Origin of the sequence: Pseudomonas sp. S4_EA_1b (genome assembly GCF_016307435.1) — a bacterium.
GTDB lineage: Bacteria > Pseudomonadota > Gammaproteobacteria > Pseudomonadales > Pseudomonadaceae > Aquipseudomonas > Aquipseudomonas rhodesiae.
This window is the reverse complement of the sequence record NZ_JAEILC010000045.1, coordinates 125,887-145,128: the sequence shown is the minus strand read 5'-3', so window position 1 is coordinate 145,128 and position 19,242 is coordinate 125,887. Positions and strand designations below refer to the sequence as shown.

Sequence of the window (19,242 nt, the reverse complement as noted above, 5' to 3'; positions counted from 1 at the left end):
GCGAGATTTAAGTCATGGCAGAAGCAGTCGTGGACAACGTACCCGCCAAGACAGAAGGCAAGCCGCCGCTGTTTGGCCTGTCGTTCCTGGAAAACCTTTCGGAAATGACCATGTTGCGTCAGGTTGGCCTGTTGGTCGGCCTGGCTGCCAGCGTGGCGATTGGTTTTGCCGTGGTGTTGTGGTCGCAGCAACCCGATTACCGGCCATTGTATGGCAGCCTGGCTGGCCTGGATTCCAAACAGATCATGGAAACCCTGGCCGCCGCCGACATCGCCTACACCGTGGAGCCCAACTCCGGGGCTCTGCTGGTCAAGGCCGATGACGTCGCCCGTGCGCGCATGAAGCTGGCCGCTGCCGGTGTGACGCCGTCCGACAGCAATATCGGTTTTGAGATCCTCGACAAGGACCAGGGCCTGGGCACCAGTCAATTCATGGAAGCCACCCGTTATCGTCGCGGCCTGGAAGGGGAACTGGCGCGTACCATCTCCAGCCTCAATAACGTCAAGGGTGCCCGCGTGCACCTGGCCATTCCGAAAAGCTCGGTATTTGTGCGTGATGAGCGCAAGCCCAGCGCCTCGGTGCTGGTTGAGCTGTTCGCCGGTCGTTCCCTGGAACCCGGTCAGGTCAATGCCATCGTCAACTTGGTGGCTACCAGCGTTCCCGAACTGAGCAAATCCCAGATCACCGTGGTGGATCAAAAGGGCAACCTGCTCTCCGACCAAGCTGAGAACTCCGCGCTGACCCAGGCCGGCAAGCAGTTCGATTACAGCCGCCGCGTGGAAAGCATGCTGACCCAGCGCGTGCACAACATCCTGCAACCGGTGTTGGGCAATGACCGCTATAAAGCCGAAGTCTCCGCCGATGTGGATTTCAGCGCCGTGGAGTCCACCTCTGAGCAGTTCAACCCGGACCAGCCGGCCCTGCGCAGCGAGCAGTCCACCAGCGAACAACGCACCGCCAGCAATGGCCCCCAAGGTGTGCCGGGAGCCCTGAGCAACCAGCCGCCATCGCCGGCCTCGGCCCCGCAAACCACCGGTGGCGCCGCCGCTACCGCCGGCGCGATCCAGCCTGGGCAACCGCTGCTGGACGCCAACGGTCAGCAGATCATGGACCCGGCCACCGGCCAGCCGATGCTCGCCCCGTACCCGGCGGACAAGCGTAACCAGTCCACCAAGAACTTCGAGCTGGACCGTTCCATCAGCCATACCAAGCAGCAGCAGGGCCGTGTCAATCGCCTGTCGGTGTCGGTGGTGGTCGACGATCAGGTCAAGGTCAATGCCGCAGACGGCGCGGTCACCCGTGCCCCGTGGAGCGCCGACGAATTGGCGCGCTTTACCCGCCTGGTGCAGGACGCCGTCGGCTTCGACGCCAGCCGTGGCGACAGCGTGAGCGTGATCAACATGCCGTTCTCCGCCGAGCGTGGCGAAGTGATTGCCGAGCCTGCGTTCTACTCGCAGCCGTGGTTCTGGGACATCGTCAAGCAAGTGCTGGGTGTGCTGTTCATCCTGGTGCTGGTGTTCGGCGTGCTGCGTCCGGTGCTCAACAACATCACTGGCAATGGCAAGAAACAACTGGCCCTGGCCGGCGGCAGCGATGTCGAGTTGGGTGGCATGGGCGGCCTGGACGGCGAACTGGGCAACGACCGCGTCAGCCTCGGCGGCCCGCAAAGCATCCTGTTGCCAAGCCCGAGCGAAGGCTATGACGCGCAGTTGAACGCAATCAAGAGTCTGGTAGCAGAAGACCCGGGCCGTGTGGCTCAGGTCGTGAAAGAGTGGATTAACGCAGATGAGTGATAATCGAGCCGCTGTTGCCAAGCTCTCCCGAGTCGACAAAGCCGCAGTCCTGCTGCTGTCGTTGGGGGAAACCGACGCCGCCCAAGTGCTGCGCCATATGGGGCCCAAAGAGGTTCAACGGGTGGGCGTGGCCATGGCGCAAATGCGCAATGTGCACCGCGAGCAAGTCGAACAGGTGATGAGCGAGTTCGTCGAGATTGTCGGCGATCAGACCAGCCTGGGCGTCGGCTCCGACAGCTACATCCGCAAGATGCTCACCTCGGCCCTGGGCGAAGACAAGGCCAACGGCCTGATCGACCGTATCCTGCTGGGCGGCAATACCAGCGGCCTGGACAGCCTCAAGTGGATGGAGCCGCGCGCCGTGGCCGATGTGATCCGCTACGAGCACCCGCAGATCCAAGCGATTGTGGTGGCGTACCTTGACCCCGACCAGGCTGGTGAAGTGCTGGGCCACTTCGACCACAAAGTGCGTCTGGACATCATCCTGCGCGTGTCGTCGCTCAATACCGTGCAGCCGGCGGCCCTGAAAGAACTGAACACCATCCTGGAGAAGCAGTTCTCGGGCAACTCCAATGCCTCGCGTACCACCCTGGGCGGTATCAAGCGCGCGGCGGACATCATGAACTTCCTCGACAGCTCGGTCGAAGGCCAGTTGATGGACTCGATCCGCGAGATCGACGACACCCTGTCCGGCCAGATCGAAGACCTTATGTTCGTGTTCAACAACCTCTCCGATGTCGACGACCGTGGCATCCAGGCGTTGCTGCGCGAAGTGTCCTCCGACGTGCTGGTACTGGCACTCAAAGGCTCCGACGACGGCGTCAAGGAAAAGATCTTCAAGAACATGTCCAAGCGCGCGTCCGAACTGTTGCGCGACGACCTGGAAGCCAAGGGCCCGGTGCGCGTCAGCGACGTGGAAACCGCGCAGAAAGAAATCCTCACCATTGCCCGCCGTATGGCCGAAGCCGGAGAAATCGTTCTCGGTGGGAAGGGCGGCGAAGAAATGATCTAAGGCGTTGTCCATGTCGAGCAAAGATGAGGCACCCAGCGATCTGATTCGCGCACGGGATGTCGGCGGGTTCGACATCTGGTCGTTGCCCAGCTTCGACCCGCATGTGCCTGAACCCGAACCCGAACCGGTGGAAGAACTACCGGTGGAAATGGAAGAAGTGCCGCTGGAAGAAGTCCAGCCGCTGACCCTGGAAGAGTTGGAAAGCATCCGCCAGGAAGCCTACAACGAGGGCTTTGCCGCTGGTGAAAAAGACGGTTTTCGTAGCACCACCCTCAAGGTGCGCCAGGAAGCCGAGGCCGCGCTGGCTGTGAAACTGGCCAGCCTGGAGCGCTTGATGGGCAGCTTGTTCGAGCCTATCGCCGAACAGGACACCCAGATCGAAAAAGCCATGGTGCGCCTGGTGGAGCACATGACGCGTCAGGTGATTCAGCGTGAGTTGGCGCTGGACTCCAGCCAGATCGAAAGCGTCATGCGCGAAGCCCTCAAGCTGCTGCCCCTGGGCGTCGGCAATGTGCGGCTATACATCAACCCGCAGGATTTCGAACAGGTCAAAGCCCTGCGCGAGCGCCATGAAGAAACCTGGCGCATCGTCGAAGACGCCGCGTTGCAGCCCGGCGGTTGCCGCGTCGAGACCGAGCACAGCCGCATCGATGCCACGGTGGAAACCCGCATCAGCCAGATCATGGCCAAGTTGCTCGATCAACAGCACGAGCAGGTGCTGAACCCGGCCGAACCGGACCTGAGCATCGACTTGGACGCCCCCGATGCGCCTTGATCGCACCAGCTTCACCAAGCGCTTGAGCGCTTACACCGAAGCCACCGAATTGCCCGGCCAGCCGATCCTGGAAGGGCGGCTGTTGCGCATGGTCGGCCTGACCCTCGAAGCCGAAGGCTTGCGCGCCGCCATGGGCAGCCGCTGCATGGTGATCAACGACGACAGTTATCACCCGGTGCAGGTTGAAGCCGAGGTCATGGGGTTTTCCGGCAGCAAGATTTTCCTGATGCCCGTGGGCAGCCTGGCGGGCATCGCCCCCGGTGCCCGCGTGGTGCCCCTGGCCGATACCGGCCGCCTGCCCATGGGCATGAGCATGCTCGGTCGCGTGCTCGACGGCGCCGGTCGCGCGCTGGACGGCAAGGGCGGTATGAAGGCCGAAGATTGGGTGCCGATGGACGGCCCCACCATCAACCCGCTCAACCGTAACCCCATCAGCGTGCCGCTGGACGTGGGGATTCGCAGCATCAACGGTTTATTGACGGTCGGTCGCGGCCAGCGTCTGGGCCTGTTCGCCGGCACCGGCGTGGGTAAGTCGGTGTTGCTGGGCATGATGACGCGCTTTACCGAGGCCGACATCATCGTGGTTGGGCTGATCGGCGAGCGGGGCCGGGAGGTGAAGGAGTTCATCGAGCACAGCCTCGGCGAGGAAGGTCTCAAACGCTCGGTGGTGGTTGCATCCCCTGCCGACGATGCGCCGCTGATGCGACTGCGCGCCGCCATGTATTGCACGCGCATCGCCGAATACTTTCGCGACAAGGGCAAGAACGTCCTGTTGCTGATGGACTCGCTCACCCGTTTCGCCCAGGCCCAGCGGGAAATCGCCCTGGCCATCGGTGAGCCGCCGGCCACCAAGGGTTACCCGCCGTCGGTGTTCGCCAAGCTGCCTAAGCTGGTGGAGCGCGCCGGTAACGCCGAGGCCGGTGGGGGCTCGATCACCGCGTTCTACACGGTGCTGTCCGAAGGCGATGACCAGCAGGACCCCATCGCCGACTCGGCCCGGGGCGTGCTCGACGGCCATATCGTGTTGTCGCGGCGGCTGGCGGAGGAGGGGCACTACCCGGCCATCGACATCGAAGCGTCCATCAGCCGGGTGATGCCGGCGGTGGTCACGCCCGAGCACATGACCCGTGCGCAGCAGTTCAAGCAATTGTGGTCGCGTTATCAGCAGAGTCGCGACCTGATCAGCGTCGGCGCCTATGTGGCCGGCGGCGATCGCGACACCGACCTGGCCATCGCCCTGCAACCGCAGTTGGTGACGTACCTGCGCCAGGGCCTCAACGACAAGATCAGCATGGGCGAAAGCGAAGCGCACTTGCAGTCGATCTTCGCCCCGGCGCCAGGCGGCTAAGCCATGGCCAGCAGTCGCGCGTCACGCTTGGCCCCGGTGGTGGACATGGCCGAAAAGGCCGAAAAAACCGCGGTGCAGCGCCTGGGGTATTTCCAGGGCCAAGTGCGCTTGGCCGAAAGCAAGCTGGGCGACCTGGAGCGTTTTCGCGGCGAGTACCAGCAGCAGTGGATCGAGCGCGGCGCCAAAGGCGTATCGGGCCAATGGCTGATGGGCTATCAGGGCTTTCTCAACCAGTTGGAAACCGCCGTCGGCCAGCAGCGTCAAAGCCTGGCCTGGCACCAGAACAACCTCGATAAGGCCCGTGAGAGCTGGCAGCAGGCATTCGCACGCGTCGAAGGTTTGCGCAAACTGGTGCAGCGCTATATCGATGAAGCGCGGGCGATTGAAGACAAGCGCGAGCAGAAGTTGCTGGATGAACTGTCCCAACGCCTGCCGCGTCCGGAACAGTTCTAAATGACGGACTGTGTTGCCCGCACTCGGTTCAACTGCTAAACCTTGTGTGTACGTCACCTACGACAAGGAAGCAGTCATATGTCAGTCGAGTCAGTTGTATCCCCGGACGGGAAGAAGTTGACCATCGTTATCAAAGGCCGCTTCGATTTCAGCAGCCACCAGCTCTTTCGTGACGCTTACGAGCGGTTCTACAAGGATCCAGATACCTATATCGTCGACCTCAAAGAAACCACCTATTTGGACAGTTCCGCCCTGGGCATGCTGCTGTTGCTGCGAGACCACGCGGGGGGGGACGAGTCTGAGGTCAGGGTGATCAACAGCAACTCCGATGTGCGCAAGATCCTCGCCATCTCCAACTTCGACAAACTGTTCGACATCAATTGAGCGCCCTGGCCCCCGCCCATGAGGCGCTAACGATCCTGATCGCCGATGACAGCGCCACTGACTTGTTGCTGCTGTCGACCATTGTGCGACGTCAGGGGCATCAAGTACTCACCGCCGCCAATGGGCGCGAAGCGGTCGAGGTATTCACGCGCGCGCGTCCGCAACTGGTGCTGATGGATGCGCTGATGCCGGTGATGGACGGCTTCGAAGCCGCGCGCTGGATCAAGCAGTTGTCCGGCGAAGCTTTGGTGCCGATCATCTTCCTTACCTCCCTGACCGACAGCGCCGACCTGGCCGAGTGCCTGGACGCCGGCGGCGATGACTTCCTGGCCAAGCCCTACAACCCCTTGCTCCTGGCCGCGAAGATCAACGCCATGGACCGCCTGCGCCGCCTGCAAGCCACGGTCTTGCAGCAGCGCGACCTGATCGCCAAGCACAATGATTACTTGCTGCACGAACAGCGGGTGGCCAAGGCGGTATTCGACAAGGTCGCGCATTCGGGCTGTATCAATGCCGCGCCGAATATTCGCTACCTGCAATCGCCCTATGCGTTGTTCAACGGGGACTTGCTGCTGGCGGCCTACACGCCCTCCGGCGATATGCACGTAATGCTCGGCGATTTTACCGGCCACGGTTTGCCGGCAGCAGTGGGGGCCATGCCCCTGGCGGAAGTGTTCTATGGCATGACCGCCAAGGGCTATGGCCTGGCGCAGACTCTGCGCGAGATGAACGCCAAGCTTAAACGTATTCTGCCGGTGGACATGTTCTGCTGCGCGACCCTGCTGTGCCTGAGTACCGATCGGCGCGTGGTCGAGGTATGGAACGGCGGTATGCCCGAGGGCTATGTGCATGAGGTAGCCACGGGTAAGCGTACACCGCTGGTGTCGCGACACCTGCCGTTGGGAGTGTTGTCGGCGGAACTGTTCGACGACCGCACTGAAGTTTGGCCCATGGCCCTGGGCGACCGGGTGTTTCTGCTGTCCGATGGGGTATTGGAAACCGCCGACGCCAATGATCGATTGTTCGGGGTCGAACGCCTGCAACAAGTATTCGACGCCAACCGCGAGCCCGATCGTCTGTTCGACGACATCGAACAGGCGCTGGTCGCGTTTCGCGGTGAAGCCCGCGATGACGTGAGCATGGTGGAGATCACCTTGAGGTCAGGTCTGGCGACGCGCGCCACCGGGCCGTTATACGCCGACAGCGGCCAGTCGTGCCCACGGGATTGGTCAGTGAATTTCGAATTTCGCGCCGAAACCCTCAAGCACTACAACCCGTTACCCTACCTGCTGCAACTGCTGTTGGAGATCCACGGCCTGCGTGCACAGAGCGGCGCGCTCTACAGTGTGATGGCCGAGCTGTACTCCAACGCGCTGGAGCACGGCGTACTCGGACTGGATTCTTTGCTCAAACGCGATGCCCAGGGCTTCGCCGACTATTATCGCCAGCGCAACGAGCGTCTGGCCCAACTGGACAGTGGTTACGTGCGAGTGCAAGTGCAAGTAGCGCCCAATGGAGCGGGCGGGACGATGACCTTGCGGATCGAAGACAGCGGCCCCGGGTTTGACGTGGAAAAAGTGCTGGCGCGGCCGGCGGATACCGACCGTCTGTCTGGGCGCGGCTTGAGCCTGGTACGCCAGCTTAGCCGCGATATACGCTGGTCCGATGGCGGGCGCTGTGTCTGCGTGGAGTTTTCCTGGGAGGCTCTGGCATAATCCGCCGATTCTTGATCAAGGAGCGAGCAAGTGGTCGATGTTCATCTGGACCCTGACGTGTTGTCGGGTTTGCAGGAAGTCATGGAAGGCGAGTACCCCAAACTGCTCGAAACCTTTCTAGACGATTCGCAAAAACGCATCGAAGCGCTGCGCACCGCGCGGGATGACGCTAAAGCATTGGGCAGAATCGCCCATAGCTTCAAGGGCAGCAGCGGCAACTTGGGGGCTGTGCGCCTGGCGCAGTTGTGCCAGCGGCTGGAGCTGGAATCCGGCGAGCCGACAGCAAATCTAGAGGCGCTGGTGGATCAGATCGATCATGAGTTTGCGTTGGTCAAGCCGCTGTATGAGTCGGAGCGCCAGCGGTATCAGGTGTAGCGCCAAATCCGCTGTCAGCAGACACAACCACACTTGGCCCGACTCTTGCTGTAGCTCTCGATACTGCATCCTCGATCCCCATGCAGTGGAGACCTTTATCATGCCAGTCGCCCCGAATTCGCTTCTTCAGGCTGCCCCCGCAGCCAAGTCTCAAGCGCCCGCCGCCAACCCGCCGGCGGTGGCGGCGGACCCACGGGACAAGGGCCCTGGCTTCGCTCAAGTGTTCGCCAGCCAGGGTTCCAAGCCCAGCCTCAAGGGCGATGACAACAGCGTCAAACCCTCTCGCGACAAGCCCGCCGATGCCAGCGCCAAGCCGTCCACTGGGGGGGACAAGCCTGCCGCCAACACACCGGCGGTTGCCGATAGCGGCAATACTTTGCCTGCCAATAATCCACCGGCCAAAGCCGATGACGATGCCGATCAGGACGCCGCCGCCGCCGACCCGAGCCTGGCGCAGCAGCCTGCGGTGGATCCCGCGTTGATCGCCGCTGTCGTGCCGGTCGCGGTGCCTGTGGAAGCCCCGGCTCCTGTCGTTGACTCTGTCGATGCCAATACTCAATTGCCGGTCGCCGCGCCACTCGTGGCCAGCGATGACGCCAAGCCCGCCTTCGACCCCGAGGCCGACCCTCTAGATGCAATGCCTGCCGTACGCCTGGCCATGGAGCAGGGCGGTCATGTGTCGGCCAGCAGCCAGGCTTCGGCGAAAAGCGCCTCGGCACCGACCCAGGAACAACCGACCGCCGCACAGAACTTCGCAGCAGGCATGGCCAGCATGGTCGATCAGCAAGCCACCAAGGACAGTACCGACCAAGGCGGCGATAAGGCTTTCAGCGGTTTGATTGACGATGGTCTCAAAGACCTCAAGAGCGCCAGCAGCGACACTCGGGTCGACGACTTCGCCAACCGCCTCGCCGCGCTGACCCAGGCCGCCACGCCGAAGACCGCCAACGCCTTGCCGCCGGTCGCGAACGCGCCGCTGGCCATGCACCAGAGCGGCTGGACCGACGAGATCGTCAACCGCGTCATGTACCTCTCCAGCGCCAACCTCAAATCGGCGGAGATCCAGTTGCAGCCGGCCGAACTTGGACGCCTGGATATCAAGGTCAACATGACCGCCGACCAGCAGGCCCAGGTCAATTTTATGAGCGCCCACCCGGTGGTGCGTGAAGCGTTGGAAAACCAGTCCGGGCGTTTGCGTGAAATGTTTGCCCAACAGGGCATGGGGCAAGTGGACGTCAACGTCTCCGACCAGTCCCGTGGCCAGGAGCAGCAACAGCAACAGGCGCAGACCCGCAGTGTGAGCAGTAGCGGTGGACGCGGTGACGTCGGCGACAGCGGTGGTCACGTTGACGTGGCTGAAGCAGTGGCGCCGGTGACATCGACAGTAATCGGCTCCAGCGCGGTGGATTACTACGCTTGATGGGAGGGGGCTTGCCTCGATAACGGTGTGTCAGTTCATACATCAGTTGACTGGTACGCCGCTATCCGAGGTCAAGCCCACCCCCACACTTTATGGTGTTCCTTTGTCTGTGTTCAGCCAGACAACTCTGGCATAACACTTGCTCTTGCCTTCCCGTAGATCTATGAATCCCCGAATAGTGACGGATTATTGGCATGGCGAAGAGCGACGACGCAGCAGCAAAAGCACCCGCAGGCAAAGGTAAGCTCAAGCTTATTCTGTTGATAGTCGTGGGCCTGCTCCTGGCCATCGGTGCCTCGGTGGGTGGCACCTGGTACATCATGCACAGCAGTGCAAGCAAACCGGCACCCGCCGCCGAGACCGCCACCAACGTCAAGCAACCGGCAATCTTCGAGCCGATGCTTCCGGCCTTTGTCGCCAACTTCAACCAGAACGGTCGTCAGCGCTACCTGCAGGTGAGCATCACCTTGCTGGCGCGCAACCAGTCGGACCTGGAGGCACTCAAGGTGCATATGCCGGTGATCCGCAACAACCTGGTAATGCTGTTCTCCAGCCAGAGTTTCGACACCCTGGCCACGCCGGTCGGCCAGGAAATGCTGCGCCAGAAGGTCACTGCCAGCGTGCAGGAAGTAGCCCAGAAAGAGCTGGGCAAAACGGTGGTCGAACAGGCGCTCTTCACTAACTTCGTATTGCAGTAGGATCACGACATGGCCGTGCAGGACCTGCTGTCCCAGGATGAAATCGATGCGCTGTTGCATGGCGTCGACGATGGTCTGGTACAGACCGAAATGGCTGCCGAGCCCGGCAGTGTCAAAAGTTATGACCTGACCAGCCAGGATCGCATCGTCCGTGGACGCATGCCGACCCTGGAAATGATCAACGAACGTTTCGCCCGTTACACCCGTATCAGCATGTTCAACATGCTACGCCGCTCGGCGGACGTGGCGGTGGGCGGCGTGCAGGTGATGAAGTTCGGCGAGTACGTGCACTCGCTGTACGTGCCCACCAGCCTCAACCTGGTCAAGATCAAGCCCTTGCGCGGCACCGCGCTGTTCATTCTCGACGCCAAATTGGTGTTCAAGCTGGTGGACAATTTCTTCGGCGGCGACGGCCGCCACGCCAAGATCGAAGGCCGTGAATTCACCCCCACCGAGTTGCGCGTGGTGCGCATGGTGTTGGAGCAGGCGTTCATCGACTTGAAGGAAGCCTGGCAGGCGATCATGGAAGTCAATTTCGAGTACATCAACTCGGAAGTGAACCCGGCCATGGCCAACATCGTCGGTCCCAGCGAAGCCATCGTGGTGTCCACCTTCCATATCGAACTCGACGGCGGTGGCGGTGACCTGCACGTGACGATGCCGTACTCGATGATCGAACCGGTGCGCGAGATGCTCGACGCCGGCTTCCAGTCCGACCTGGACGACCAGGACGAGCGTTGGGTCAAAGCCCTGCGCGAAGACTTGCTGGACGTCGACGTGCCGCTGAGCGCCACCGTGGCCCGCCGTCAGTTGCGCCTGCGCGACATCCTGCACATGCAGCCGGGGGACATCATCCCGGTGGATTTGCCGGAACAAATGGTCATGCGCGCCAATGGCGTGCCGTCGTTCAAGGTCAAGCTCGGTTCCCACAAGGGCAACCTGGCATTGCAAGTGGTTGAGCCGATCAACCGTCGCTGATTCCTAATTTATGAATGTTTGCTTCGCCGAGGACATGTAATGGCTACCGAACACGAAAACACTTCCGCCGAAGACCAGGCCCTGGCCGACGAATGGGCAGCTGCCCTGGAAGAGACCGGCGATGTCGGTCAGGACGATATCGATGCGCTGTTGGCCGCTGACGCCGCCACCGCGCCGGCTGGCAATCGCCTGCCGATGGAAGAGTTCGGCAGCGTGCCGAAGAACAACGACCCGGTGACCCTCGACGGTCCGAACCTGGATGTGATTCTGGATATTCCGGTGTCGATTTCCATGGAAGTGGGCAGCACCGACATCAACATCCGCAACCTGCTGCAGCTCAACCAGGGCTCGGTGATCGAGCTGGACCGCCTGGCCGGTGAGCCGCTGGACGTGCTGGTCAACGGCACGCTGATCGCCCACGGCGAGGTGGTGGTGGTCAACGAAAAGTTCGGCATCCGCCTGACAGACGTGATCAGCCCAAGCGAACGCATCAAGAAGTTGCGCTGATATGAAGCGGCTGATGGTGGGGCTGTTGATCGCGTTGGCGCTGCCCGTGTGGGCGGCGGAGCCGGTGGCCCAGGCCGCTGCGGCGCCGGTGGTCGGCAGTGTCGGCGGGCAGTTGACCCAGCTGGTGCTTGGCCTGCTGCTGGTAGTGGGCTTGATCTTCGTGCTGGCCTGGCTGATGCGCCGGGTGCAGCGCGTAGGCCCTGGCAATGGCCAGGTGATCGAAATGATCGGTGCCCGCGCCCTGGGCCCGCGCGATCGGCTGGTGCTGGTGCAGGTGGGGGAGGAACAGATTCTGCTGGGTATCACACCTGGTCGCATCACCCCACTGCACGTACTCAAGACACCGGTAAATGTGGAGCAGACCCAGTCCGCCACGCCCGAATTCGCCCAGCGCCTGATGGAATTGCTGGGCAAGGATCAGAAGGATAAGAAGTAATGCGCGTTTTATTGACGCTCATGCTGTTGCTGGCCGCGCCCTTGGCGCTGGCCGCCGACCCGTTGTCGATCCCGGCCATCACGCTGGGGACCAACGCAGCGGGCGCGCAAGAGTATTCGGTGAGCCTGCAGATCCTGCTGATCATGACCGCGCTGAGCTTTATCCCAGCGTTCGTCATGCTGATGACCAGTTTCACGCGGATCATCATCGTCTTTTCGATCCTGCGTCAGGCGTTGGGCCTGCAGCAGACTCCGTCGAACCAGATCCTCACCGGCATGGCGCTGTTCTTGACGCTGTTCATCATGGCGCCGGTATTCGACAAGGTGAATACGCAAGCCCTGCAACCCTATCTGGCGGAGAAAATGACCGCCCAGGACGCCATCGACAAGGCTCAGGGCCCGATCAAGGACTTTATGCTGTCGCAAACCCGCGCCAGCGACCTTGAGCTGTTCATGCGCCTGTCCAAGCGCACCGACATCGCCAGCCCCGACCAGGCGCCGTTGACCATTCTGGTGCCGGCATTTGTCACCTCCGAATTGAAGACGGCGTTCCAGATCGGCTTCATGATCTTTATTCCGTTCCTGATCATCGACCTGGTGGTGGCGAGCGTGCTGATGGCCATGGGTATGATGATGCTGTCGCCGCTGATCATCTCGTTGCCGTTCAAGATCATGCTGTTTGTGCTGGTGGATGGCTGGGCGCTGATTATCGGCACCTTGGCCGGCAGTTTCGGAGGGGTATAGCGCTATGACGCCAGAAGTCGCCGTCGACCTGTTCCGTGAAGCGCTGTGGCTGACCACTGTGATGGTCGCCGTGCTGGTGGTGCCCAGCCTGTTGGTGGGCTTGCTGGTGGCGATGTTTCAGGCCGCAACCCAGATCAACGAACAAACCTTGAGCTTCCTGCCGCGCCTGTTGGTGATGCTGGTTACCCTGATCGTCGCCGGGCCTTGGCTGGTGCAGTCTTTCATGGAATACATCCTGCAGTTGTACGGCAGTATTCCGCAGTTGATCGGCTGACCCGATGCAATCCTTGCTGGCCTTGACCGACACCCAGATCAGTACCTGGGTGGCGTCCTTCATCCTGCCGCTGTTTCGCGTGACGGCGATGTTGATGGCCATGCCGGTGTTCGGCACAACCCTGGTACCGCGGCGCGTGCGCTTGTATTTCGCCGTGGCGATCACCGTGGTGATCGTGCCTGGGCTGCCGCCGATGCCGCCGGTGAATGCGCTGGACCTGAGTGCGCTGCTGCTGATCGCCGAACAGATCCTGATCGGCGCCTTGATGGGCTTTTCCCTGACGTTGTTCTTTCAGGCTTTCGTGATTGCCGGGCAAATCATCTCGGTGCAGATGGGCATGGGCTTCGCCTCCATGGTCGACCCCACCAACGGCGTGTCGGCGGCGGTGATCGGGCAGTTCCTGACCATGCTGGTGACCTTGCTGTTCCTGGCCATGAACGGCCACTTGGTGGCGTTCGAGGTGATGACCGAGAGCTTTACCACCTTGCCGGTGGGCTCGGGGCTGGTGGTTAACCATTTCTGGGAAATCGTCGGGCGCCTCGGCTGGGTGATGGGGGCGGCGCTGTTGCTGGTGTTGCCGGCAATCACGGCCCTGCTGGTGGTCAACATTGCGTTTGGCGTGATGACCCGCGCGGCGCCGCAACTGAACATTTTTTCCATCGGTTTCCCATTGACCCTGGTGTTGGGCATGGCGATTTTCTGGGTCGGCCTGGCCGACATTCTCAATCAGTATCAACCGCTGGCGACCGACGCCTTGCAGTTTTTACGTGACCTGGCACGGGCGCGCTGACCATGGCCGAGAGCGAGAGTGGTCAGGACAAAACAGAAGACCCCACGGAGAAACGCAAAAAGGACTCCAGGGAGAAGGGCGAGATCGCCCGCTCCAAAGAGCTCAATACCGTTGCGACCATGATGGCCGGTTCCGGGGCCCTGTTGATCTACGGCGGCGGTCTGGCGCTGGATCTGATGGAGCTGATGAAGCACAACTTCAGCTTGCCCCGCGAAGTGCTGCTTAGCCCCGGCGCCATGGGCCAGTATTTGCTGCATTCTGGCCAGATCGCGATCCTGGCCGTGCAGCCGATCCTGATTACTTTGCTGCTGGCTGCGCTGATCGGCCCCGTGTCCCTCGGCGGTTGGTTATTCGCCGCCAGCAGCATGGCGCCCAAGTTCAGCCGCATGAACCCGGCCGCGGGGCTCAAGCGCATGTTTTCGGCCAAGGCGCTGGTCGAGCTGCTCAAGGCCCTGGCCAAGTTCATCCTGATTCTGTTCGTGGCCATTTCGGTGTTGTCGTCCGATATCGATGACTTGCTGCGCATCGCCCATGAGCCCCTGGAGTCGGCGATCATCCACAGCGTGCAGGTGGTGGGTTGGAGTGCGCTGTGGATGGCGGCTGGACTGATCCTGATCGCGGCGGTGGATGCACCGATCCAACTGTGGGAAAGCCACAAGAAACTGCTGATGACCAAGCAAGAAGTGCGTGACGAGCACAAGGATCAGGAAGGTCGGCCCGAGGTCAAACAGCGCATCCGCCAACTGCAGCGCGAGATGTCCCAGCGCAAGATGATGGCATCGGTGCCGGATGCCGACGTGGTTATCACCAACCCGACCCACTACGCCGTGGCCCTGAAATACGACCCGGAGAAGGGCGGAGCGCCAATGCTGCTGGCCAAGGGCAGCGATTTCACCGCGTTGAAAATCCGCGAAATTGCCGTGGCCAACGACATTCTGCTGCTGGAATCGCCGGCGTTGGCGCGCTCGATCTTTTACTCCACCGACCTCGATCAGGAAATCCCTGCCGGGTTGTACCTGGCCGTGGCCCAGGTGTTGGCCTATGTCTATCAGATTCGCCAGTACCGCGCCGGCAAAGGCAAGCGGCCCGATCCGCTCAAAGACCTGCCCATCCCGCCGGACCTGCGCCGCGACTCCTGATCGCCACGCCTGTGCTGAGCAGGCTTGCCATCTACTGCCTTCCACGCCTGCTACCACTCGTCGCGCGATCTCGTCTACCTGTCAACTTTGACAGTAGTCAGTGTCGCGTTCTCGCGGTTCCATAGCCTGAGTGACTGCACCTCAAGATGCAGGGAGTGGGTTAATGCAGGTGTTTACAGGCAAGGTTCAAACGTATGACCCGCGGACCGGTAAGGGTTTGATTGCGCCGGAGGGGAGGGGCGAGGTGGTGGCGGTCGATTTACTCAGCTCGGGAGGTCGCTTGCTTTCGCAAGGACAGAGAGTGGTGTTCCAGAAGATCCATCGCCCGGATGGTGTTTACGCGTGCGAGATCAAGTTGATCTGAGTGTTTTATTGAAGTGTATGGAGAACGGCAATGGCGACGGGCACGGTTAAGTGGTTCAACGCGGAGAAGGGCTTTGGGTTTATCACCCAGGAAGGTGGGGGCGATATATTTGTCCACTACTCGGCCATAAAGAACGACGGATTCAAGACGCTTGAAGAGGGGCAAAAAGTGGAGTTCGAGGTTACCCAGGGGCCCAAAGGGGCTCAAGCTGAAAACGTCCGCGTCCTTTGAACTTCAGGTCTTCGGTGCTGGAGCGGGCCTCCTGAAGACGATCCTCACTCCTTGCCATAAATTTCCTCAGCAGCACTGGCTGTACACAGCTCAAATGTGGGAGGGGGCTTGCCCCCGATGGTGGTGTATCAGGCACCTGATCCGCGCCTGACAGACTGCAATCGGGGGCAAGCCCCCTCCCACATTTGGAGTGATTGACACCCGATGCCCCGGGGTGTTTGTGAGGTTCTCCAGGCACAAAAGCAAAGTTGGAAGGCTTCTTGCAACACCGCCTGCAAGTCGCCAGCTGGCGTCAAAAGTTTGCTTCAAGGAAACGAGGAATACCGGTGGTGGATCGCTCTCAAATGCTCAGTACGGCCCGTGGCACCCTGACTGACCTGTCGCGGGGCAATCTGGGTGTGCCGTTGCTGTTGCTGGTGATGCTGGCAATGATGATGTTGCCGATGCCGCCGTTTCTGCTGGACGTGTTCTTCACCTTCAACATCGCGCTGTCCGTGGTGGTGCTGCTGGTGTGTGTGTATGCCCTGCGGCCGCTGGATTTTGCGGTGTTCCCCACCATCCTGTTGGTGGCGACCCTGTTGCGCCTGGCGCTGAACGTGGCGTCCACCCGGGTGGTGATGCTCCACGGTCAGGACGGCCACGCCGCTGCCGGTAAGGTGATCCAGGCCTTCGGTGAAGTGGTGATCGGCGGTAACTACGTGGTCGGTATTGTGGTGTTCGCAATCCTCATGATCATCAACTTCGTGGTGGTGACCAAAGGTGCCGGGCGGATCTCCGAAGTGAGCGCGCGCTTTACCCTCGACGCCATGCCCGGCAAACAGATGGCCATCGACGCCGACCTCAACGCCGGCCTGATCGACCAGAACCAGGCTAAGACCCGCCGCTTGGAAGTGGCCCAGGAAGCCGAGTTCTACGGTTCTATGGACGGTGCCAGCAAATTCGTGCGCGGTGACGCCATCGCCGGCCTGTTGATTCTGTTCATCAACCTCATCGGCGGCGTCGCTGTCGGCATGTTCCAGCACGGCATGAGCTTCGGCGATGCCGGCAAGGTGTACGCCTTGCTGACCATCGGTGACGGTTTAGTGGCGCAATTGCCATCACTGTTGTTATCAACAGCAGCCGCGATCATGGTGACCCGTGCTTCGGGCTCCGAAGACATGGGCAAGCAGATCAGCCGGCAGATGTTCGCGTCGCCCAAGGCGTTGGCCGTAGCGGCTGGCATCATGGCGATCATGGGCGTCGTGCCGGGCATGCCCCATGTGTCGTTCCTGACCATGGCCGCGCTGGCCGGCGGCGCCGCCTACCTGTTCTGGAAAAAACAGAACATGGTCAAAGTACAGGCCCAGCAAGAGATCGTCCGTCAGCAGGAGCTGCTGCCATCCCCGGCCCGCGCCCAGGAAACCAAGGAGCTTGGCTGGGATGACGTGACCCCGATCGACATGATCGGCCTGGAAGTCGGCTACCGCCTCATCCCGTTGGTCGACCGCAACCAAGGCGGCCAATTGCTCGCGCGGATCAAGGGTGTGCGCAAAAAGTTGTCCCAGGACCTGGGCTTTTTGATGCCCACCGTACACATCCGCGACAACCTCGACCTGGCCCCCAGCGCTTACCGCTTGACCCTGATGGGCGTGATCCTGGCCGAAGCCGAGATCTACCCCGACCGCGAACTGGCGATCAATCCCGGGCAGGTGTTCGGCAGCCTCAATGGCATTACCGCCAAAGATCCGGCTTTTGGCCTGGACGCGGTGTGGATCGAAATCAGCCAGCGCAGCCAGGCACAGTCCCTGGGTTACACCGTGGTGGACGCCAGCACGGTAGTTGCCACCCACCTCAACCAGATCCTCTACAAGCACTCCCACGAGCTGATCGGCCACGAGGAAGTCCAGCAATTGATGGGGTTGCTCGGCAAAGCCTCGCCAAAACTCGCCGAAGAACTGGTGCCGGGCGTGCTGTCGTTGTCGCAATTGCTCAAAGTGTTGCAAGCGCTGCTGGCCGAACAGGTGCCGGTGCGCGACATCCGCAGCATTGCCGAAGCCATCGCCAACAACGCCGCCAAGAGTCAAGATACCGCCGCGCTGGTGGCGGCAGTGCGCGTCGGATTGTCGCGCGCCATCGTGCAAAGCATTGTAGGGCTTGACTCCGAGCTGCCTGTGATCACCTTGGAACCAAGGTTGGAACAAATATTGCTCAATAGTATTCAGAAGGCAGGACAAGGCCAGGAAGAGGGCGTTCTGCTGGAGCCAAGCATGGCTGAAAAACTGCAGCGTTCGTTGATCGACGCAGCACAGCGTCAGGAAATGCAGGGCCAACCGGTGATTCTGCTGGTGGCGGGCCCGGTCCGAGCGATGTTGTCGCGGTTTGGACGCCTGGCAGTACCGAATTTGCACGTTTTGGCTTACCAGGAAATTCCTGACAACAAGCAAGTGACTATCGTCGCGACAGTAGGGCCCAACGGCTGAGGGTAGTGGGTTATGCAAGTGAAGCGTTTTTTCGCCGCCGATATGCGTCAGGCCATGAAACTGGTCCGTGATGAGCTGGGCGCCGATGCCGCGATTATCGGTAACCGTCGCATTGCCGGCGGTGTCGAGCTGACGGCTGCCCTGGACTACACCCCCTCGGCGCTGGCGCCGCGCGTTCCCAACATGGAACTCGAAGATGAACTGCGCAAGACCGCATCGCGCATCGTCTCGGCCCAGGCTGAACTGAGCATGCGTGGCGACAGCGATGCCACCACCAATCGCCAGTTGTTCGCCGGGCTGCCACTGACCGCCGCCGAGCCGTTGGTGGAACCAACCTTCGTCGAGCCACCGCGTCCCGCCGCGCCGGCACCGGCCGCCGCGATCGACCAGCGCGTATTCGATTCGATGCGCTTTGAACTCAACGGCCTGCGCGAGCTGCTGGAAGTGCAACTGGGCTCCCTGGCCTGGACCCAACTGCAAGGCAGCAAGCCGCAGCAAGCCAACCTGTGGCGTCGCCTGCAACGCATCGGCCTGTCCGGCCCGTTGTCCCGCGACCTGCTGGCCCTCACCACTGAAATCGCTGAGCCGCGCCAAGCCTGGCGCATGCTGCTGGCCCACTTGGCCCGCATGATCGTCACCCCGGAAATCGAACCTCTGGAAGAGGGCGGTGTGATCGCCATGGTCGGCCCCGCCGGCATGGGCAAGACCACCACCCTGGCCAAACTGGCGGCGCGCTATGTGCTCAAGTACGGCGCGCATAACATCGCGCTGGTGAGCATGGACAGCTACCGTATCGGTGCCCAGGAACAACTCAAGACCCTGGGGCGCATCCTGAATGTGCCGGTGACTCACGTCGATCCGGGCCAATCCCTGGCCAACGCCCTCGACCCGCTGCTGCGCAAACGTGTGGTGTTGATCGACACCGCCGGCCTGCAAGCCAGCGATCCGGCGCTGCGCATGCAGTTGGAAAGCCTGGCCGGGCGTGGCATCAAGTCAAAAAATTATCTGGTGCTTGCAACCACCAGTCAGAAACAGGTTCTTACCGCTGCCTACCACAGCTACAAGCGCTGCGGGCTGGCCGGTTGCATCCTGACTAAACTGGACGAAACCGCCAGCCTGGGCGAAGTGTTGAGCCTGGCTATCGGTCATGCGTTACCGGTCGCCTACCTGACCGACGGGCCGCGGATCCCGGATGATCTGCATCTGCCGCGCCGTCATCAGTTGGTCAGCCGTGCAGTCAGCGTGCAAATGCAAGACGAGCCGAGCGAGGAAGCGATGGCCGATATGTTCGCTGATCTTTACCACAGCCCGGCAAAACGGGTGGGCTGAGCAACATGAACACAATGCA

At 61.5% G+C, this 19,242-nt stretch carries 21 protein-coding genes; all 21 read left to right on the top strand.

The genetic code is table 11. The features are described from left to right. Positions 1-14 precede the first annotated feature (14 nt). The 21 genes from fliF (at position 15) to flhF (ending at position 19,223) form a co-directional block, all read left to right on the top strand. Positions 15-1,793, top strand: a complete 1,779-nt coding sequence (gene fliF, locus YA0848_RS15625; RefSeq protein WP_034099499.1) for a flagellar basal-body MS-ring/collar protein FliF — start codon at positions 15-17, stop codon at positions 1,791-1,793. After that, on the top strand, positions 1,786-2,805 hold the full coding sequence (gene fliG, locus YA0848_RS15620) for a flagellar motor switch protein FliG (RefSeq protein WP_034099497.1): 1,020 nt from the start codon (positions 1,786-1,788) through the stop codon (positions 2,803-2,805). Before fliF ends, fliG begins: the two co-directional genes overlap by 8 nt. 10 nt (positions 2,806-2,815) lie before the next feature. Beyond that, a complete protein-coding gene (gene fliH / locus YA0848_RS15615) occupies positions 2,816-3,580 on the top strand; it encodes a flagellar assembly protein FliH (RefSeq protein WP_034099495.1) in 765 nt (254 codons plus the stop codon). Beyond that, a complete protein-coding gene (fliI, locus tag YA0848_RS15610; RefSeq protein WP_034099493.1) occupies positions 3,570-4,928 on the top strand; it encodes a flagellar protein export ATPase FliI in 1,359 nt (452 codons plus the stop codon). The genes fliH and fliI overlap by 11 nt, the downstream gene beginning before the upstream one ends. A gap of 3 nt (positions 4,929-4,931) precedes the next feature. Continuing rightward, a complete protein-coding gene (gene fliJ / locus YA0848_RS15605; RefSeq protein WP_034099491.1) occupies positions 4,932-5,381 on the top strand; it encodes a flagellar export protein FliJ in 450 nt (149 codons plus the stop codon). A 78-nt stretch (positions 5,382-5,459) separates the two neighbouring features. Then, positions 5,460-5,765, top strand: a complete 306-nt coding sequence (locus YA0848_RS15600) for an STAS domain-containing protein (RefSeq protein WP_034099489.1) — start codon at positions 5,460-5,462, stop codon at positions 5,763-5,765. Beyond that, on the top strand, positions 5,762-7,480 hold the full coding sequence (locus YA0848_RS15595) for an ATP-binding SpoIIE family protein phosphatase (RefSeq protein WP_034099488.1): 1,719 nt from the start codon (positions 5,762-5,764) through the stop codon (positions 7,478-7,480). The genes YA0848_RS15600 and YA0848_RS15595 overlap by 4 nt, the downstream gene beginning before the upstream one ends. 30 nt (positions 7,481-7,510) lie before the next feature. After that, complete coding sequence (locus YA0848_RS15590; protein WP_034114730.1) at positions 7,511-7,855, top strand: Hpt domain-containing protein; 345 nt, start codon at positions 7,511-7,513, stop codon at positions 7,853-7,855. A 100-nt stretch (positions 7,856-7,955) separates the two neighbouring features. Further along, positions 7,956-9,275: a flagellar hook-length control protein FliK gene (locus YA0848_RS15585; protein ID WP_169902454.1), complete on the top strand. Its 1,320-nt coding sequence runs from the start codon at positions 7,956-7,958 to the stop codon at positions 9,273-9,275. Positions 9,276-9,469: 194 nt separating this feature from the next. Then, complete coding sequence (gene fliL / locus YA0848_RS15580) at positions 9,470-9,973, top strand: flagellar basal body-associated protein FliL (protein ID WP_034099481.1); 504 nt, start codon at positions 9,470-9,472, stop codon at positions 9,971-9,973. A 9-nt stretch (positions 9,974-9,982) separates the two neighbouring features. Next, a complete protein-coding gene (gene fliM, locus YA0848_RS15575; RefSeq protein WP_034099479.1) occupies positions 9,983-10,951 on the top strand; it encodes a flagellar motor switch protein FliM in 969 nt (322 codons plus the stop codon). 39 nt (positions 10,952-10,990) lie between these two features. Continuing rightward, complete coding sequence (gene fliN / locus YA0848_RS15570; protein ID WP_027603860.1) at positions 10,991-11,458, top strand: flagellar motor switch protein FliN; 468 nt, start codon at positions 10,991-10,993, stop codon at positions 11,456-11,458. A gap of 1 nt (position 11,459) precedes the next feature. Continuing rightward, positions 11,460-11,894 carry a flagellar biosynthetic protein FliO gene (gene fliO / locus YA0848_RS15565; protein WP_034099475.1) on the top strand — a complete coding sequence of 145 codons (435 nt, stop codon included), beginning with the start codon at positions 11,460-11,462 and terminating at the stop codon, positions 11,892-11,894. Then, positions 11,894-12,637, top strand: a complete 744-nt coding sequence (gene fliP / locus YA0848_RS15560; RefSeq protein WP_034099473.1) for a flagellar type III secretion system pore protein FliP — start codon at positions 11,894-11,896, stop codon at positions 12,635-12,637. The genes fliO and fliP overlap by 1 nt, the downstream gene beginning before the upstream one ends. A gap of 4 nt (positions 12,638-12,641) precedes the next feature. Next, positions 12,642-12,911: a flagellar biosynthesis protein FliQ gene (gene fliQ / locus YA0848_RS15555; RefSeq protein ID WP_034099472.1), complete on the top strand. Its 270-nt coding sequence runs from the start codon at positions 12,642-12,644 to the stop codon at positions 12,909-12,911. A gap of 4 nt (positions 12,912-12,915) precedes the next feature. Further along, positions 12,916-13,701 (top strand): flagellar biosynthetic protein FliR, encoded by a 786-nt coding sequence (fliR, locus tag YA0848_RS15550; protein WP_034099470.1) that lies wholly within the window; start codon positions 12,916-12,918, stop codon positions 13,699-13,701. A 2-nt stretch (positions 13,702-13,703) separates the two neighbouring features. After that, positions 13,704-14,840 carry a flagellar biosynthesis protein FlhB gene (flhB, locus tag YA0848_RS15545; protein ID WP_034099468.1) on the top strand — a complete coding sequence of 379 codons (1,137 nt, stop codon included), beginning with the start codon at positions 13,704-13,706 and terminating at the stop codon, positions 14,838-14,840. 163 nt (positions 14,841-15,003) lie between these two features. Beyond that, entirely contained in the window at positions 15,004-15,204 is a 201-nt protein-coding gene (locus YA0848_RS15540; RefSeq protein ID WP_047881322.1) for a cold shock domain-containing protein, read from the top strand. A gap of 30 nt (positions 15,205-15,234) precedes the next feature. Continuing rightward, the gene (locus tag YA0848_RS15535; protein ID WP_034099467.1) at positions 15,235-15,435 is read left to right on the top strand and encodes a cold-shock protein; all 201 of its coding nucleotides are present in this window, start codon (positions 15,235-15,237) and stop codon (positions 15,433-15,435) included. A gap of 344 nt (positions 15,436-15,779) precedes the next feature. Continuing rightward, a complete protein-coding gene (gene flhA / locus YA0848_RS15530) occupies positions 15,780-17,894 on the top strand; it encodes a flagellar biosynthesis protein FlhA (RefSeq protein WP_221433504.1) in 2,115 nt (704 codons plus the stop codon). A 12-nt stretch (positions 17,895-17,906) separates the two neighbouring features. Then, positions 17,907-19,223, top strand: a complete 1,317-nt coding sequence (flhF, locus tag YA0848_RS15525) for a flagellar biosynthesis protein FlhF (RefSeq protein WP_034099465.1) — start codon at positions 17,907-17,909, stop codon at positions 19,221-19,223. Positions 19,224-19,242: the final 19 nt, after the last annotated feature.

Coding starts and splice junctions, on each gene's coding strand:
- fliF (WP_034099499.1), top strand. CDS start 15: ATGGCAGAAGCAGTCGTGGACAACGTACCCGCCAAGACAGAAGGCAAG.
- fliG (WP_034099497.1), top strand. CDS start 1,786: ATGAGTGATAATCGAGCCGCTGTTGCCAAGCTCTCCCGAGTCGACAAA.
- fliH (WP_034099495.1), top strand. CDS start 2,816: ATGTCGAGCAAAGATGAGGCACCCAGCGATCTGATTCGCGCACGGGAT.
- fliI (WP_034099493.1), top strand. CDS start 3,570: ATGCGCCTTGATCGCACCAGCTTCACCAAGCGCTTGAGCGCTTACACC.
- fliJ (WP_034099491.1), top strand. CDS start 4,932: ATGGCCAGCAGTCGCGCGTCACGCTTGGCCCCGGTGGTGGACATGGCC.
- YA0848_RS15600 (WP_034099489.1), top strand. CDS start 5,460: ATGTCAGTCGAGTCAGTTGTATCCCCGGACGGGAAGAAGTTGACCATC.
- YA0848_RS15585 (WP_169902454.1), top strand. CDS start 7,956: ATGCCAGTCGCCCCGAATTCGCTTCTTCAGGCTGCCCCCGCAGCCAAG.
- fliL (WP_034099481.1), top strand. CDS start 9,470: ATGGCGAAGAGCGACGACGCAGCAGCAAAAGCACCCGCAGGCAAAGGT.
- fliM (WP_034099479.1), top strand. CDS start 9,983: ATGGCCGTGCAGGACCTGCTGTCCCAGGATGAAATCGATGCGCTGTTG.
- fliN (WP_027603860.1), top strand. CDS start 10,991: ATGGCTACCGAACACGAAAACACTTCCGCCGAAGACCAGGCCCTGGCC.
- fliO (WP_034099475.1), top strand. CDS start 11,460: ATGAAGCGGCTGATGGTGGGGCTGTTGATCGCGTTGGCGCTGCCCGTG.
- fliP (WP_034099473.1), top strand. CDS start 11,894: ATGCGCGTTTTATTGACGCTCATGCTGTTGCTGGCCGCGCCCTTGGCG.
- fliQ (WP_034099472.1), top strand. CDS start 12,642: ATGACGCCAGAAGTCGCCGTCGACCTGTTCCGTGAAGCGCTGTGGCTG.
- fliR (WP_034099470.1), top strand. CDS start 12,916: ATGCAATCCTTGCTGGCCTTGACCGACACCCAGATCAGTACCTGGGTG.
- flhB (WP_034099468.1), top strand. CDS start 13,704: ATGGCCGAGAGCGAGAGTGGTCAGGACAAAACAGAAGACCCCACGGAG.
- YA0848_RS15540 (WP_047881322.1), top strand. CDS start 15,004: ATGCAGGTGTTTACAGGCAAGGTTCAAACGTATGACCCGCGGACCGGT.
- YA0848_RS15535 (WP_034099467.1), top strand. CDS start 15,235: ATGGCGACGGGCACGGTTAAGTGGTTCAACGCGGAGAAGGGCTTTGGG.
- flhA (WP_221433504.1), top strand. CDS start 15,780: ATGCTCAGTACGGCCCGTGGCACCCTGACTGACCTGTCGCGGGGCAAT.
- flhF (WP_034099465.1), top strand. CDS start 17,907: ATGCAAGTGAAGCGTTTTTTCGCCGCCGATATGCGTCAGGCCATGAAA.